Here is a 15789-nt window from a genome sequence, read left to right on the forward strand (position 1 = left end):
ACAACTCAAGAGGGCGTTTGTCAGCCCAGGTCGATCTCCGGGTACAGCGGGAAACCGGCGACGAGGTCGGTCGCGCGGTGGGAGATCTCGTCCGCGACCTTCGGGTCGAGGACGTGCTGGGCCTTGGAGGGGGCTCCCGACTTGGTGGTGCCGGGCTCCGTGGTGGTGAGGACGCGGTCGATGAGACCGGCGACCTCGTCCATCTCGGCGGTGCCCAGGCCACGCGTGGTCAGGGCGGGGGTACCGATGCGGATGCCGGAGGTGTACCAGGCGCCGTTGGGGTCGGCCGGGATGGCGTTGCGGTTGGTGACGATGCCGGACTCGAGCAGAGCGGCCTCGGCCTGGCGGCCGGTGAGGCCGTAGGAGGTGACATCGATCAGGTTGAGGTGGTTGTCGGTGCCGCCGGTGACGAGGGACGCACCCCGGCGCATCAGGCCCTCGGCCAGGGCGCGAGAGTTGTCGACGATGCGCTGGGCGTAGTCCTGGAAGGACGGCTGACGGGCCTCGGCGAGAGCGACGGCCTTGGCGGCCATGACGTGCGGGAGCGGGCCACCGAGGACCATCGGGCAGCCGCGGTCGACCTGGTCCTTGAGGGAGTCGTCGCACAGGACCATGCCGCCGCGCGGACCACGCAGCGACTTGTGGGTGGTGGTGGTGACGATCTGGGCGTGCGGGACCGGGTCGAAGTCACCGGTGAGGACCTTGCCGGCGACGAGACCGGCGAAGTGGGCCATGTCGACCATGAGCGTGGCGCCGACCTCGTCGGCGATCTCGCGCATGATCCGGAAGTTCACCAGCCGGGGGTAGGCGGAGTAGCCGGCGACGATGATGAGCGGCTTGAACTCGCGGGCCGAGGCGCGCAGGGCCTCGTAGTCCACGAGGCCGGTGGCCGAGTCGGTGCCGTAGGAGCGCTGGTCGAACATCTTGCCGGAGATGTTCGGGCGGAAGCCGTGGGTGAGGTGGCCGCCGGCGTCCAGGGACATGCCGAGCATGCGCTGGTTGCCGAAGGCCCGGCGGAGCTCGGCCCAGTCGGCCTCGGAGAGGTCGTTGACCTGGCGGACGCCGGCCTTCTCCAGCGCGGGGACCTCGACGCGGGCGGCGAGGACGGACCAGAAGGCGACGAGGTTGGCGTCGATGCCGGAGTGCGGCTGGACGTAGGCGTGGCGGGCGCCGAAGAGCTCCTTGGCGTGCTCGGCGGCCAGCGACTCCACCGTGTCGACGTTGCGACAGCCGGCGTAGAAGCGGCGGCCGATGGTGCCCTCGGCGTACTTGTCGCTGAACCAGTTGCCCATCGCGAGGAGAGTGGCCGGGGAGGCGTAGTTCTCGGAGGCGATCAGCTTGAGCATCTCGCGCTGGTCGTGAACCTCCTGGCCGATGGCGTCGGCGACGCGGGGCTCGACGGCGCGGATCACGTCGAGCGCGGCACGGAAGGCGGTGGACTCGGTGGAGAGGGGCTGCTGCTCTGACATGGCGGCCTCCGGGCGGCGTGGCTTGAAACGGTCACGGTTCACGGTTCGGCCCAGGCGCACGGCACTTGATCACTCACAGGCCGCTCCCCGATGGTCCGTCCCATCCCAGCGCGCCAGTCACGGCCTGTCGGCCAGCCTACCGGGCGCACCCCGGGCCCAAGGTGCCGCGTCCACCATGCGAGCGACCATGGAGGGAGGGCAGTCGCACCCCCGGGAGGTCCCGTGACCACGACGGAAGCGCTCATCGCGGCGGCCGACGCGCACAGCGCACACACCTACGACCCCTTGCCGGTGGTGGTCGCCACCGCGGACGGCGCCTGGATGACGGATGTGGAGGGGCGGCGCTATCTGGACCTGCTGGCCGGCTACTCGGCGCTGAATTTCGGGCACCGCAACCGGCGGCTGATCGAGGCGGCGAAGGCCCAGCTGGAGCGGGTGACGCTGACCTCGCGGGCGTTCCACCACGACCGGTTCGCGGCGTTCTGCGGTGAGCTCGCCGAGCTGTGCGGCATGGAGTCGGTGCTGCCGATGAACACGGGCGCGGAGGCGGTGGAGACGGCGGTGAAGACGGCCCGGAAGTGGGGCTACCGGGTCAAGGGCGTGCCGGCGGAGAGGGCGAAGATCGTGGTCGCGGGCAACAACTTCCACGGCCGTACGACGACGATCATCAGCTTCTCCACCGATCCGGAGGCGAGGGCGGACTTCGGGCCCTACACGCCGGGCTTCGAGATCGTCCCGTACGGGGATCTGACCGCGATGCGTGGGGCGCTGACCGAGAACACGGTCGCCGTGCTCCTGGAGCCGATCCAGGGCGAGGCGGGGGTGCTGGTGCCGCCGGCCGGGTATCTGCCGGCGGTGCGGGAGCTGACGCGCGAGCGGAACGTGCTGTTCGTGGCGGACGAGATCCAGTCCGGGCTGGGGCGGACGGGACGGACCTTCGCGTGCGAGCACGAGGGTGTCGTGCCGGACATGTACGTGCTCGGGAAGGCGCTCGGCGGCGGGATCGTGCCGGTGTCGGCGGTGGTGTCGAGCGCCGAGGTGCTCGGGGTGTTCCGGCCCGGGGAGCACGGGTCGACGTTCGGCGGGAATCCGCTGGCCTGCGCGGTGGCGCTGGAGGTGATCGCGATGCTGCGGTCCGGCGAGTACCAGGCGCGGTCCGCGGAGCTCGGCGGGCATCTGCACCGTGAGCTGGGCGCGCTGGCCGACACGGGCCGGGTGACGGCGGTGCGCGGGCGTGGGCTGTGGGCCGGCGTCGACATCGCTCCGGCGTACGGGACGGGGAGGGAGGTCTCGGAGAAGCTGATGGACCGGGGTGTGCTGGCGAAAGACACCTATGGGGCGACGCTCCGGATCGCGCCGCCCCTGGTGATCAGCAAGGAGGACCTGGACTGGGGGCTGGCACAGCTTCGGGGTGTGCTGGGCGTGTAGGCGTCGGGGCGGGGCAGGGTGAGCCGGGGCTCGCGGCTAGAGGATGACGTGCGGCAGGAAGCGTGCGTACTCGTCTGTGACCAGGCCGGACGACTCCCGGATGCCCAGGCCCGCCGACTCGTCCTCCACGACCCACGCGCCGAGGACGACGCGATTGCCGTCGAAGTCGGGAAGGGGCGCCAACTCCTGGTAGCAGCAAGGCTCTTCGGGTGCGTCCCGAACTGCGCCCGAGGTGCCCGGCTCGTGGATCGTCACGCCCGCACCCTCGCGGCCCAGCAGCGGCTTGGCGACGTAGCCGGTCGTCGTCGCCAGCTCCCGTGGGCCGTCGAGGTAGGCGGGGAGGAGGTTCGGGTGCCCCGGGTGCAGCTCCCAGAGGATCGCCAGCAGCGCCTTGTTGCTGAGCAGCATCTTCCAGGCCGGTTCGATCCACAGGGTGCTGCCCGTGCCGCCGCCGTTGTCGAGGGTGCCGAGGACGTGGCCGGCGAAGCGGTCGGTGGTGAGCCACTCCCAGGGGTAGAGCTTGAAGCAGCTGCGGATGAAGCGGAGTTGGTTGTCGACGAAGCGGCCGGACAGCGGGTCCCAGCCGATCTCCTCCATCGAGATCCAGTCGGTGTCCAGGCCGGCCTGATCCGCGGTCTCCTTCAGGTAGGCGACCGTCATGAGGTCCTCACCGAGTTCGTCGGCCGAGGAGTGCGCGAAGTAGAGGGGGCTGCCCGGCGGGAGGAGGGCGGCCTGCTTCTTCCAGGCGGCGACGAGGCGTTCGTGGAGGGAGTTCCACTGGTCGGCGCCCGGGAAGCGTTCCTCCATCCAGAACCACTGGGGTGAGGCGGCCTCGACGAGAGACGTGGGGGTGTCGGCGTTGTACTCGAGGAGCTTCGCGGGGCCCGTGCCGTCGTAGCGGAGGTCGAAGCGGCCGTAGACGGAAGGGAGTTCGGCGCGGCGGTGCCAGGACTCGGCGACCGCCTCGGCCACCTGCGGGTCGGTGATGCCGAGGTCGGTGAAGCGGCCGGCCGTGACGATGTGGTCCGCAGCCCTCAGGCACATGCGGTGGAGTTCCTCGACGACCTCCTCCAGCGCCTCGACCTCGGGGAGCGCGAAGGCGTAGTACGCGCTCTCGTCCCAGTAGGGGCGCAGGGAATCGTCGGGGTGGCGGGTGAGGGGGTAGATGAGTCCCTGCTGCTCGACGGTCTGCTGCCAGCCGGGGCGGGGCTCGATGGTGTGGCGTTTCATGAGAGCGAGGTCCTGTTGCTCAGCCGCCGGAGCTGCCCTTGCCGCCACTGCCGCTGTCGCTGCCGAAGCCGCCTCGGTCGACACCGCCGCTGCCGCCGCTGGTCGAGGAACTGCCGGACTTCTTGCTGGACTTGGTGAAGGAGCCGCCGGTGACCCAGGCGCCCTTCTTCTTGCCGCCGTAGTAGTAGGCGCCGTTGACGGTGGAGACGGACTTGCAGTTCTTGTCGGCGACGACCTGGTAGCCCTTGGTGGCGGTGTAACTGTCGCGGTCGACGCAGCGCTTGTCGGGGTCCGAGGAGCAGGCGGTCAGGGCCACGGCGAGCAGTCCCACACCGCCGAGTGCGACCGTGCCCGAGCGAAGTTGCCGGCGTGTGTCCGCCATGTCGTGTCTCCCCGTTGATGTGGTGGTCGTGCGGTGTCCGGCGGTCAGCTTAGAGATCAGTAAGAGCATGTTCACAGGCGGCCCTTCCCTCCTCTCCTCCCCTACAGTCGCTTTGTGCTCTTTGGAATGGTGTGCGCCCTTGGTGCCGCGGTCTGCTTCGGTACGGCGACGGTGTTGCAGGCGATGGCGGCGCGGGTGGCGGCCACCGTCGGGGGTGGTGGCGAGGCGGCACTGTTTCTGCGGGCGGTGCGGCAGTGGCGGTATCTGGCCGGGCTGTCGCTGGACGGAGTGGGATTTCTGCTCCAGGTCGCCGCGCTGCGGTCGATCCCGATCTACGCGGTCGGCGCGGCGCTCGCGTCGAGTCTCGCGGTGACGGCGGTGGTCTCGGCGCGGCTGCTGCGGGTTCGGCTGAGCGGGAGCGAGTGGGGCGCGGTGGGGGTGGTGTGCGCCGGGCTCGCACTGCTGGGGGTCGCGTCCGGGACGGAGGGCGACCGGGGCGGGTCGGCGGCGTTGAAGTACGCGATGCTCGCGACCGCGCTGGCCGTGCTGGGGCTGGGGTTGCTGGGCGGCCGGCTGCCGGAGCGGGGGCGTGCGCTGGTGCTCGGGCTGGGGGCCGGGTTCGGGTTCGGGGTCGTCGAGGTGTCGGTCCGGCTGATCGACTCGCTGGCACCGTCGGACCTGCTGGCCAACCCGGCGACGTACGCCCTCCTCATCGGCGGAGGCGCGGCCTTCCTGTCGCTGACCTCGGCCTTGCAGCGGGGCTCGGTGACCACGGCGACCGCCGGGATGGTGATCGGGGAGACGATCGGGCCCGCGCTGGTGGGGGTGGTGTGGCTGGGGGACCGTACACGGGAGGGCTTCGCGTGGGTGGCCGTGCTGGGGTTCGCCGTCGCGGTGGCGGGGGCGTTGGCGCTGGCCCGGTTCGGGGAGGCGCCGGCCGAGAAATGAGCCTTCACGGCAGCACCCTGCACAACGCCTCCAGCGCCCCCGCCCACGCGTGGTCCGGCGGGGTGCCGTACCCGACGACCAGGGCGTCCAGTGGCTCGGCGAGCGCGGCGGTGTGGCGGAAGAAGGTGAGGCCGTGGAGGGCCAGGCCCTGCCAGGTGGCTGCCTGGAGGACGGTGCGTTCGGTGCCGGACGGGAGGGGCAGGACGGCGTGGAGGCCGGCGGCGATGCCGGTGACGTGCACCTCGGGGGCGTGCGCGGCCAGGGCTGTGACCAGGGCGTCTCTGCGGCGGCGGTAGCGGAGGCGGGCGGATCGTACGTGACGGTCGTAGGCGCCGGAGGTGATGAACTCCGCCAGGGTCAGCTGGTCCATCACCCCGCAGGTGTCCATGCCGCCCTTCGCCGAGACGGCCTCCTCCATCAGGCGCGGCGGCAGGACCATCCAGGCCAGCCGCAGGCCGGGCGCGAGGGACTTGCTCGCCGTGCCCAGGTGGACGACACGGTCGGGGTCCAGGCCCTGGAGGGCGCCGACCGGCTGGCGGTCGTAGCGGAACTCGCCGTCGTAGTCGTCCTCCAGGACCAGCCCTCCGGTGCGCCGCGCCCAGTCCACGACGGCCGCCCGCCGGTCGCGGTGCAGGGGTGCGCCCATCGGGAACTGGTGGGCGGGGGTGAGCAGGACGGCGTCTTCGTCCGTCAACACCGTCGGATCCGTGCCGAGTTCGTCGTACGGCAGTGGCTGGGTGCGCAGGCCCGCTGCCGTCAGCAGGTTCCAGTGCGGGGGGAGCCCGTACGACTCCACGGCGACCGTCCGTGCCCCGTGCGCCCGCAGAACCGTGCCGAGCAGCGTCAGGCCGTGTGCGAACCCGGCGCAGATCAGAATGTGTTCGGGGTCGGTGCGGACGCCGCGGGCGCGGGAGAGGTAGGCGGCGAGTGCGGTGCGCAGTTCGATACGGCCGCGGGGGTCGCCGTAGCCGAGGGCCTCGTTCGGGGCGGAGGTGAAGGCGCGGCGGGCGGCCTTGAGCCACTCCGTGCGGGGGAAGGAGGCGAGGTCGGGGGTACCGGGGCGGAGGTCGTACGTCGGGCGGTGGCGCTCCCTGCGTGAGGGGGCCGTGCCGGAAGGGGGGACGACCGCGCTCCCCCACCGCCTGAAGGGCGTGGGAGGTGCCCCCATGGCGACCCTCGTGCCCGAGCCCTGGCGGGCGGTGAGCCAGCCCTCGGCGACGAGGTCGGCGTAGGCCTCGGCGACCGTGTTGCGGGCGATGCCCAGGTCGGTGGCGAGGGTGCGGGAGGAGGGCAGCCGGGTACCGGGGGCCAGCCGGCCGGTGCGGACGGCCTCGCGCAGGGCGTCGGTCAGGCCCCGGCGCAGGCCCGGACCGGTGGGTTCCAAGTGGAGGTCCACGCCCAGAGTGGCCCAAGGTTTCGGCATGGAAATGGACCATACTCCTGGGCTGCCTGGCTCATAGTGTCGACGGCATGACGACGAACGACACCATTTCTACGACCGTGGAGTACGCCCCCGAACACACCCCCCGGCTGAACTGGGCCGAGCAGGCCCCCGAGGTCTTCAAGGCGATGGTCCGGCTCGATGCCGCCGCCCGGAAGGGCCTCGACCCGAAGCTGCTCGAGCTGGTGAAGATCCGCGCCTCGCAGATCAACCACTGCGCGCTCTGCGTCGACATGCACAGCAAGGACGCGCTGGCCGCCGGCGAGAGCGTCGAGCGGATCGTCCAGCTCAGCGCGTGGGAGGAGTCGGAGCACTTCTACGCCGAGAAGGAGCTCGCGGCGCTGGCGCTGACGGAGGCGGTGACCGTCCTGACGGACGGCTTCGTGCCGGACGCGACCTACGAGAAGGCCGCCAAGCACTTCGAGGAGGCCGAGCTGGCGCAGCTGATCGCCGTGATCGCGGTGATCAATGCATGGAACCGGTTCGGGGTGACCTGCCGCCTGGTGCCGGGGCACTACCAGCCGGGGCAGTACAAGTGAGCCGTACGACGCACCTGGACCGCGAGGTCGGACAGGCCTTCTCCGCACTCAGCGCCGCCGCGAAGAAGGGGCTCGGCGATCCCGGTCTCGCCGAGCTCGTGGTGATCCGCGCCTCGCAGATCAACCACTGCGCCTTCTGCCTCGACATGCACCTCACCATCGCGCGCAAGCACGGGGTGAGCGAGAAGCAGCTCGATCTGCTCGCCACCTGGGAGGAGGCCGGGGACCTCTACGACGAGCGGGAGCGGGCGGCGCTGGCGCTGACGGAGGCGGTGACCGTGCTGACGGAGGGGTTCGTGCCGGACGCGGTCTACGACAACGCTGCCAAGTACTTCGACGACACCCGCCTCGCCCATCTCATCGCCCTGATCGTCGCCATCAACAACTGGAACCGGGTGATGGTCGGCCGCCGTATCCCGCCGGGGGGTTACACACCATGAGCACGGCAACGAGCAAGGCCATCAGCAAGACCGAGACCTTCCGGAGGCTCCACCGCGGGCGCACCCCGGACAATCCCCTCGTCCTGCCCGGGCCCTGGGACGCGGCCAGTGCGCGGGTCCTGGAGGAGGCCGGGTTCCCCGCGCTCGCGACGCCCAGTGCGGGGGTCGCCGCCTCGCTCGGGTACGCGGACGGGGCGACTCCGGCGGACGAGATGTTCGCGGCGGTGGCACGGATCGTACGGGCGGTGGACGTGCCGGTGTCCGCGGATGTCGAGGGCGGGTACGGGCTCGCGCCCAAGGAGCTGGTGGAACGGCTGCTGGAGACGGGGGCCGTCGGCTGCAACCTGGAGGACTCCCACGGGGACGGTGTTCTCAAGGACCCGCGCGAGCACGCCGAGTGGCTCGCCGAGGTGCGGTACGCCGCCGGGGACCGGCTCTTCGTCAACGCGCGCATCGACACCTTTGTGCGGGGCGTGTCCGATCCCGAACGGGCCATCGAGCGGGCCGCGTTGTACGTCGCCGCGGGCGCCGACTGCGTCTATCCGATCGGTGCGCCGGTGGGCGTACTCCCGCTGCTGCGGTCCGGGATCCAGGGGCCGATGAACGTGATCGCGCGGGTGGGCGAGGGCCCCTCCCCCACCGAGCTCGGTGAGCGAGGGGCCACCCGGATCACGTTCGGGCCGGGGCTGCAGCGCAGGGCCACGGCAGCCGTCAAGGAGATCGCCGTACAGCTGAAGTAGCTGAAGCAGCGGGACTCAGGACAGCCACGCCTTCCAGGTGGACTCGTGGCTGTCCACCCACTTCTTCGCCGCCTGCTCGGGGCTCAGCTTCTGGTCGGCGATCATCAGGGAGACCTCGTTCTGGTCCGCGGTCGTCCACTTGAACTTCTTCAGGAAGGCGGCCGCCTTGCCGCCGGACTGAGCGAAGTCGGTGTTGAGGTACTTCTGCAGCGGGGTGTGCGGGTAGGCGCAGGCGACCTTCGCGGCATCCGCGTCGCAGCCCTCCTTGTAGGCGGGCAGCTTCACCTCGGTCATGGGGACCTTCTCGAAGAGCCACTGCGGGGAGTACCAGTAGGTCAGGAAGGGCTTCTTCTCCTTGGCGAACTGCCTGATCTGGGTGATCTGGGCGGCCTCCGAACCGGCGAAGACCACCTGGTAGTCCAGGTTCAGGTTGTTCACCAGCGCCTTGTCGTTGGTGACGTAGGACGGGGAGCCGTCCATGAGCTGGCCCTTGCTGCCGCTCTCGGCGGTGCGCATCTGGGACGCGTACTTGTTGAGGTTCTTCCAGTTCGTGACGTCCGGGTGCTGCTTGGCGAAGTACGTGGGGACGTACCAGCCGATGTGCCCGGTGACCCCGAGGTCACCGCCCGGAGTGATCGTCTTCTTGTCCTGGACGTACCGCTGTTCCTGCTCGGGGTGGCCCCAGTCCTCCAGGATCGCGTCGACCCGGCCTTGGCTGAGCGCATCCCAGGCGGGGACCTCGTCGACCTGGACGGTGTCGACGCGGTAGCCGAGCTTGTGGTCCAGCAGGTACTGGGCCACGGCTACGTTCGCCTGCGCGCCCACCCAGGACTGGACGGACAGGGTCACCGTCTTGGCGCCCTGGGCGTTCGCGAACGGCGAGGCCTGCTTGGTCATGTCGGCGGCGCCGCAGCCGGTGAGCAGCGCGAGCGAGGACACGCCCGCCACTACGGCAGTCGTACGAAGTCGCATGTCACGCTCCCTTCTTCGTGCGGCGTTCCGTCGGCTGGGTCACCCGGTCGAGCATCAGGCCGAGGCAGACGATGGCAGCGCCGGCGACCAGGCCGGTCGCCAGGTCGCCCTGTGCGAGGCCGAAGACGGCGTCGTAGCCGAGCGCTCCGCCGCCGACCAGGCCGCCGATGATGACGACGGCGAGGACCAGGACCACGCCCTGGTTGAGGGCGAGCAGCAACGCCGGGCGGGCGAGCGGGAGTTGGACCTGCCGCAGCTGCTGCCAGCTCGTCGCACCGAGCGAGCTCGAAGACTCCAGCGCGGCCGGGTCGACCTGGCGCAGCCCCTGGGTGGTGATGCGGACGACGGCGGGGAGCGCGTAGACCACGGCGGCCGCCACGGCGGGGGCGCGGCCCACGCCGAACAGTGCGACGACCGGGATCAGGTACACGAACTGCGGCATCGTCTGGAAGACGTCCAGGACAGGGCGGAGAGCTCGCTCGACGCGGTCGCTGCGCGCCGCCGCGATGCCCGTCGCGAAACCGATGACCACAGTGACGGCGACGGCCGCCAAGACCTGGGAGAGGGTGTCCAGGGAGGGCCCCCAGACGCCCAGCACGCCGATCGCGGCCATCGCGAGGACCGCGGTGAGCGCGGTGCGCCAGGTGCCGATCAGCCAGGCGAGGGCGGCGATGAGGAGCAGGACCGACCACCAGGGCAGCCACTGCAGACCGTCGCGGACCGGGTTGAGGACCCAGGTGGTGAAGTGGGCCGCCCAGTCGGCCGTGCCACCGACGACGGGGACACCGGAGTAGAGGTGGTCCGTCATCCAGCCGACGGCACGGTTGACCGGTTCGGCGATGTTCACGATCCAGACGTCGGGCCAGTCGAGGCGGCCCATGAGACGTCCGGCCGCCGCGACGGCCACGGCGGCGACGAGCGCGTACGCCCATCCCGCGCGCCCCGACCCCTCGGTGCCGTCTCCCGCCGCCCCGGTCACCCGGTCCAGTACGACGGCGAGCAGCACGATCGGAATGCCGGCCGCCAGCGCCGCGCCCACGTCGACCGAGGCCAGCGCCTGGTAGACGCGGTCACCGAGGCCGCCCGCGCCGATCACCGACGCGATGACGGCCATGGAGAGGGCCATCATGATCGTCTGGTTGAGGCCGAGGAGGAGTTCCTTGCGGGCCAGTGGGATACGGGCGGTCAGCAGACGTTGGCGTGCGGTGGAGCCCAGCGACTCGACGGCCTCCAGGACCTCCTTGTCGGCGCCGCGCAGACCGAGGGAGGTGAGGCGGGCCATGGGCGGGGCGGCGTAGACGACGGTGGCGAGGACGGCCGCGGGGACGCCCATGCCGAAGACCAGGACGACGGGCAGCAGATACGCGTACGCCGGGAGCACCTGCATGGTGTCCAGGACCGGGCGCAGGGCTCGGTCGAGGCGGTCGGAGAGACCGGCGCCGAGGCCCAGCAGGGCGCCCACGACGACCGACGCCAGGACGGCGACCACCATCAGCGCCAGCGTCTGCATGGTCGGCACCCACATGCCGAGCAGACCGCAGGTCAGGAACGCGGCGCCCGTACCGAGCGCGAGCCGGACCCCGGCCACGCGCCAGGCGACGAGCGCGCCGAGGGCCGTGACGCCGGCCCAGCCCGCGCCGAGCAGCACGAGATAGACGGCGTGTACGGAGATCACGACCGCGTTGCTGACGTAGCCGAAGAAGTAGAGGAACAGGGGGTGGCTGTCCCGGTTGTCGATGATCCAGTCGCTGGCCTTGGCCAACGGTTCGGAGAAGTCGACGGTGAGGGCGTCGGGCCAACTGCCGCTGGCCCAGCGGGCGTTCGCGAGCGGCACGAGCACAGCGGCAGCGAGGGCCAGGAGGAGGAGCTTGTGGACGGCGCGGTGCCTCAGCAGGCTGCCGGGGAGCGCGCGAGGGGCGGAGGATGCGGTGATCGTCGCCATCAGACGGCCTCCTTTCGGAGCTCCGTTCCGGCCACGACGTCCAGGAGCCGTTCGTGGTCGACGACCCCCAGACACCGGCCGTTCTCCACGACGCAGGCGGCCTTGCGGCTCCGAGCGACGACCTTGATGGCCTCGGCGACCACCGCGTCGGCCGCCAGCGCACCCGGGTGCTCGATGCCGCCGCAGTCCCCGGCACGCATGGCCGTACGGACCGTCATGACCTGCTCGCGCGGCACGTCCCGGACGAACTCGCGGACGTAGTCGTCGGCCGGGGAGCCCACGATCTCCTCCGGAGTACCCAGCTGGACCACCTGGCCGTCGCGCATCAGCGCGATGCGGTCGCCGAGCTTCAGGGCCTCGCTCAGGTCGTGGGTGATGAAGACCATCGTGCGGCCCTCCTCGCGGTGCAGCCGGACGACCTCCTCCTGCATGTCCCGCCGGATCAGCGGGTCGAGCGCGCTGAACGGCTCGTCGAACAGAAGGACCTGGGGGTCCACGGCGAGTGCGCGGGCCAGGCCCACGCGCTGCCGCTGGCCGCCCGACAGTTGGGCGGGCTTGCGCTGCTCCATGCCTTCCAGGCCGACCTTGGCGACGACCTCGGCGGCCCGCCTGCGGCGCTCGGCCTTCCCCATGCCCTGGATCTCGAGGCCGTAGGCCACGTTGTCGAGGACCGTGCGGTGCGGGAGGAGGCCGAAGTGCTGGAAGACCATCGCGGCGCGGTGGCGGCGCAGTTCGCGCAGACGGGACTTGTCCATGGCGCGGACGTCCTCGCCGTCGATGGCGATCGTGCCGGCCGTCGGCTCGATCAGCCGGGTCAGGCAGCGGACGAGGGTGGACTTGCCGGAGCCGGACAGGCCCATCACCACGAAGACCTCGCCCTTGCGGACGTCGAAGGAGACGTCGCGGACGGCGGCCGTGCAGCCGGTGCGGGTGCGCAGTTCGGCGGGGGTGAGGGAGGACAGCTCGGGGTCGGCGGGTATGCGGTCCGCCTTCGGGCCGAAGACCTTCCAGAGGCCGTCCACCGAGAACACCGGCGTGTTCGATTCCGTATTCATCACGTCCACACTCATCACGTCCGTACTCATCACGCACCGCCTCCAATCAGGTCTACGGCCCTCTCACCGACCATCAACACCCCGATCATCGGGTTCACGGCGGGCATGGTCGGGAAGACGGAGGCGTCGGCGATGCGGATGCCGTCCAGGCCTCGGACCCGCAAGTCGGGGTCGACCACCGCCTGTTGGTCGTCGGCGGATCCCATACGGCACGTTCCCGCCGGGTGGTACACGGTGTGCGCGACCTGGCGGGCGTACGCGCTCAGCTCTTCCTCGTCCGTGACCTGCGGCCCGGGGGCCACCTCGCGCTTGAGCCAGCTGGCCAGCGGCTCGGTCGTCGCGATCTCGCGGGCGATGCGGATGCCGTCGACGAGGGTGCGGCCGTCGTAGTCGTCCTCGTCGGTGAAGTAACGGAAGTCGAGCGCGGGCTTCACGGACGGGTCGGCGCTGGTGAGGTACAGCCGGCCGCGGCTCTTCGGCTTGGGGATGTTCGGGGTCATCGAGACGCCGTACGGCGGGCGTTCGTAGCCGATGCGCTCCGGGTTGTCCGTGAACGGGATCTGGTAGAAGTGGAACATCAGGTCGGGGCCCTGGTGTTCGGGGTCGCGGCGCACGAACAGGCCGGCGTCGGAGTCCATCGCGGAGTTCTCGGGGATGGGTCCGTGCGTCTCCCAGACGATCACCGACTCGGGGTGGTCGAGCAGGTTCTCGCCGACACCGGGCAGGTCGTGGACGACGGGGATGCCGAGCTCGGCGAGGTCCTCCTTCGGGCCGATGCCCGAGTGCAGCAGCAGGCGGGGCGAATCGACCGCGCCCGCGCACAGCAGGACCTCGCGGCGGGCCCGTACGACGAACTCCTCGCCGTCCTTGGCGCGGACGTGCACGCCTTCGGCCCGCGTGCCGTCCAGCTGCAGCTTGTACGCCCAGGTCTCCAGCAGGATCGTCAGGTTCTCCCGCTCGTCCATCACCGGGTGCAGATACGCCACCGAGGCGCTGGAGCGCTTGTTGTTCTCGGGGTGGTAGGCGAGGTCGAAGAACCCGACGCCCTCGGTGAACGGCTGCTTGTTGAAGCCCTCGACGCGCGGGACGTCGAGCGCGCTCTGTGCCGCATCGACGAAGTCGCGGGCGATGGCGTTCCGGTCCTTCTCGTCGACCGGGACGATGTTGTTGCGCAGGCGCGGGAAGTACGCCTCCATCGACACCGCGCCCCAGCCCTTGGCGCCGGCCGCCTCCCACTCGTCCCAGTCGGAGGGCAGCGGCTTGAACGCGATGAGCGTGTTGTGGGAGGAACAGCCTCCCAGGACGCGGGCGCGGCTGTGCCGGATGTGGGAGTTGCCGCGGGGCTGTTCGGTGGTCGGGTAGTCGTAGTCGAGCTCACCGCCGAGCAGGCCCATCCAGCGGCGCAGGGTCAGGACGTCGTCGCGGCCGACGTCGCTGGGGCCACCCTCGATGACGGCGACGGTGACGTCGGGGTTCTCGGTGAGGCGGGAGGCGATGACGGAACCTGCGGTTCCGCCGCCGATCACTACATAGTCGTACTCGTGCTGGTGCATGGGGGGTTACTCCAGGGACGTGCGAAGCGAAACGAAGCGGGGTGCGGGGTCAGCCGGCGAACCAGCGGACCGGCTTCGGCGCGAGGTTCTGGTAGACGTGCTTGGACTCGCGGTACTCGGCGAGCCCGGCGGGCCCGAGCTCGCGGCCCACGCCGCTCTTGCCGAAGCCGCCCCACTCCGCCTGCGGGAGGTAGGGGTGGAAGTCGTTGATCCAGACGGTGCCGTGCCGCAGCCGGCCCGCGACCCTGCGGGCCCGTCCGGCGTCGGTGGTCCAGACGGCGCCCGCGAGGCCGTACTCGGTGTCGTTGGCCAGGGCGACGGCCTCGTCCTCGGTCTGGAAGGTCTCGACGGTGAGGACCGGGCCGAAGACCTCCTCGCGTACGACCCGCATCTCGCGGTGGCAGGCGTCGAGGACAGTGGGCTCGTAGAAGTAGCCGGTGGCGGGCCGCTGCGCGGACGGCTCCGGGCGCTTGCCGCCGGTGCGCAGCACCGCGCCCTCCTCCAGCGCGGAGGCGACGAACGACTCGACCTTCGTGCGCTGCTGCTCGGAGACCAGGGGCCCGCACTCGACGCTGTCCGCCGTGCCGCGGCCGAGGCGGATCTTCGCGGCGCGGCGGGCGAGTTCGGCGACGAAGCGTTCCCGGATGCTCTCCTCGACGATGAGGCGTCCGCCCGCCGAGCAGACCTGGCCGCTGTGGATGAAGGCGGCGTTGAGGGCCTGGTCGACGGCGGTGTCGAAGCCCTCCTCCGTGGCGCAGGCGTCGGCGAAGACGACGTTGGGGTTCTTGCCGCCGAGTTCGAGGGCGACCTTCTTGACGCTCGGCGCGGCGGCCTGGGCCACCTTCGTGCCGCTGACCAGGCCGCCGGTGAAGGAGACGAGGTCGACGTCGGGGTGCTCGGCGAGCCGGGCGCCGACGGAGTGGCCGGGGCCGGTGACGATGTTCGCGACACCGGCGGGGAGACCGGCCTCGGTCAGCAGGTCGATGAGGGCGATCGTCGTCAGCGGGGTGATCTCGCTCGGCTTGACCACGAAGGTGTTGCCGGCCGCGAGCGCGGGGGCGATCTTCCAACTGGCCTGGAGGAGCGGGTAGTTCCAGGGGGTGATCAGCGCGCAGACGCCGACGGGCTCGTGGACGACGACGCTGTGGATGTCGGGCGAGCCCGCGTCCACGACCCGGCCGGGGGCCTCGGCGGCGACGAGGTCGGCGAAGTAGCGGAAGGCGTCGGCGACGCAGTCGATGTCGACGCGGCCCTCCTCGACGGTCTTGCCCGCGTCACGGGCCTCCAGCCGGCCGAGGTCTTCGCGGTCGCGTACGAGGAGATCGGCGACGCGGCGCAGCAGCGCGGCCCGCTCGGCGACCGGGGTTTGCGGCCAGACGCCCTGGCCTCCGTCGAAGGCCTGCCGGGCGGCCGCGACCGCGAGGTCGGTGTCCTTCTCGTCACCCTCCGCGACCAGGACGAACGGCAGGGCGTCCGCGGGGTCGAGGATCTCGCGCGTGGCGCCGGAGACGGCTTCGAGCCACTCCCCGCCCACGTGGATGGTCTTCCGCGCCTGGAGTTCTGGTGTGTCCGCCATGATCGGGATTGCCTTCCGTTCCTGTTCAGTGCCCCTGTGTCACACATGTGTCACTCATCGGGACCGTGATCGCC

At 71.0% G+C, this 15789-nt stretch carries 14 protein-coding genes and 1 riboswitch; of the genes, 5 read left to right on the forward strand and 9 right to left on the reverse strand.

The window, feature by feature from the left end:
* Positions 1–20: 20 nt before the first annotated feature.
* Positions 21–1469, reverse strand: coding sequence for a glycine hydroxymethyltransferase (locus IG08_RS0106820; RefSeq protein WP_030597502.1), 1449 nt, complete (start codon positions 1467–1469; stop codon positions 21–23).
* A gap of 41 nt (positions 1470–1510) precedes the next feature.
* A riboswitch (ZMP/ZTP riboswitch) is annotated at positions 1511–1600 on the reverse strand.
* A gap of 91 nt (positions 1601–1691) precedes the next feature.
* Between IG08_RS0106820 and rocD the strand changes: the two genes are divergently transcribed.
* A complete protein-coding gene (rocD, locus tag IG08_RS0106825) occupies positions 1692–2897 on the forward strand; it encodes an ornithine--oxo-acid transaminase (protein WP_030597505.1) in 1206 nt (401 codons plus the stop codon).
* Between the two features lie 36 nt (positions 2898–2933).
* Here rocD and IG08_RS0106830 read toward each other — a convergent pair whose 3' ends face one another.
* Together IG08_RS0106830 and IG08_RS0106835 are read right to left on the reverse strand one after the other, a co-directional pair.
* Positions 2934–4127: a glutathionylspermidine synthase family protein gene (locus IG08_RS0106830; RefSeq protein ID WP_030597508.1), complete on the reverse strand. Its 1194-nt coding sequence runs from the start codon at positions 4125–4127 to the stop codon at positions 2934–2936.
* 19 nt (positions 4128–4146) lie between these two features.
* Complete coding sequence (locus IG08_RS0106835) at positions 4147–4509, reverse strand: hypothetical protein (protein ID WP_030597511.1); 363 nt, start codon at positions 4507–4509, stop codon at positions 4147–4149.
* 126 nt (positions 4510–4635) lie between these two features.
* On the opposite strand from IG08_RS0106835, the gene IG08_RS0106840 reads away from it, so the two are divergent.
* The gene (locus tag IG08_RS0106840) at positions 4636–5457 is read left to right on the forward strand and encodes a DMT family protein (protein ID WP_030597515.1); all 822 of its coding nucleotides are present in this window, start codon (positions 4636–4638) and stop codon (positions 5455–5457) included.
* A gap of 4 nt (positions 5458–5461) precedes the next feature.
* Here IG08_RS0106840 and pdxR read toward each other — a convergent pair whose 3' ends face one another.
* On the reverse strand, positions 5462–6880 hold the full coding sequence (gene pdxR, locus IG08_RS0106845; protein WP_030597518.1) for a MocR-like pyridoxine biosynthesis transcription factor PdxR: 1419 nt from the start codon (positions 6878–6880) through the stop codon (positions 5462–5464).
* 47 nt (positions 6881–6927) lie between these two features.
* Here pdxR and IG08_RS0106850 point away from each other — a divergent pair, with 47 nt between their 5' ends.
* Genes IG08_RS0106850 through IG08_RS0106860 form a run of 3 tightly spaced genes read left to right on the forward strand, consistent with a single transcriptional unit; the run spans position 6928 to position 8617 of the window.
* Positions 6928–7437 (forward strand): carboxymuconolactone decarboxylase family protein, encoded by a 510-nt coding sequence (locus IG08_RS0106850; RefSeq protein WP_030597521.1) that lies wholly within the window; start codon positions 6928–6930, stop codon positions 7435–7437.
* Positions 7434–7877: a carboxymuconolactone decarboxylase family protein gene (locus IG08_RS0106855; RefSeq protein WP_030597524.1), complete on the forward strand. Its 444-nt coding sequence runs from the start codon at positions 7434–7436 to the stop codon at positions 7875–7877. The genes IG08_RS0106850 and IG08_RS0106855 overlap by 4 nt, the downstream gene beginning before the upstream one ends.
* The gene (locus tag IG08_RS0106860) at positions 7874–8617 is read left to right on the forward strand and encodes an isocitrate lyase/PEP mutase family protein (RefSeq protein WP_390898519.1); all 744 of its coding nucleotides are present in this window, start codon (positions 7874–7876) and stop codon (positions 8615–8617) included. Before IG08_RS0106855 ends, IG08_RS0106860 begins: the two co-directional genes overlap by 4 nt.
* Positions 8618–8632: 15 nt before the next feature.
* Here IG08_RS0106860 and IG08_RS0106865 read toward each other — a convergent pair whose 3' ends face one another.
* The 5 genes from IG08_RS0106865 to IG08_RS0106885 are packed head-to-tail and all read right to left on the reverse strand — an operon-like array spanning position 8633 to position 15715.
* Complete coding sequence (locus IG08_RS0106865) at positions 8633–9589, reverse strand: ABC transporter substrate-binding protein (protein WP_030597528.1); 957 nt, start codon at positions 9587–9589, stop codon at positions 8633–8635.
* A 1-nt stretch (position 9590) separates the two neighbouring features.
* Positions 9591–11531, reverse strand: a complete 1941-nt coding sequence (locus IG08_RS0106870) for an ABC transporter permease subunit (protein ID WP_030597531.1) — start codon at positions 11529–11531, stop codon at positions 9591–9593.
* On the reverse strand, positions 11531–12586 hold the full coding sequence (locus IG08_RS0106875) for a quaternary amine ABC transporter ATP-binding protein (protein WP_030597536.1): 1056 nt from the start codon (positions 12584–12586) through the stop codon (positions 11531–11533). Before IG08_RS0106875 ends, IG08_RS0106870 begins: the two co-directional genes overlap by 1 nt.
* Before the next feature lie 29 nt (positions 12587–12615).
* Positions 12616–14139 carry a GMC family oxidoreductase gene (locus tag IG08_RS0106880; protein WP_030597539.1) on the reverse strand — a complete coding sequence of 508 codons (1524 nt, stop codon included), beginning with the start codon at positions 14137–14139 and terminating at the stop codon, positions 12616–12618.
* Between the two features lie 49 nt (positions 14140–14188).
* Complete coding sequence (locus IG08_RS0106885; RefSeq protein WP_030597541.1) at positions 14189–15715, reverse strand: aldehyde dehydrogenase family protein; 1527 nt, start codon at positions 15713–15715, stop codon at positions 14189–14191.
* Between the last annotated feature and the right edge of the window lie 74 nt (positions 15716–15789).

The organism is Streptomyces fulvoviolaceus, assembly GCF_000718165.1.
Taxonomy (GTDB): Bacteria; Actinomycetota; Actinomycetes; order Streptomycetales; family Streptomycetaceae; genus Streptomyces; species Streptomyces fulvoviolaceus.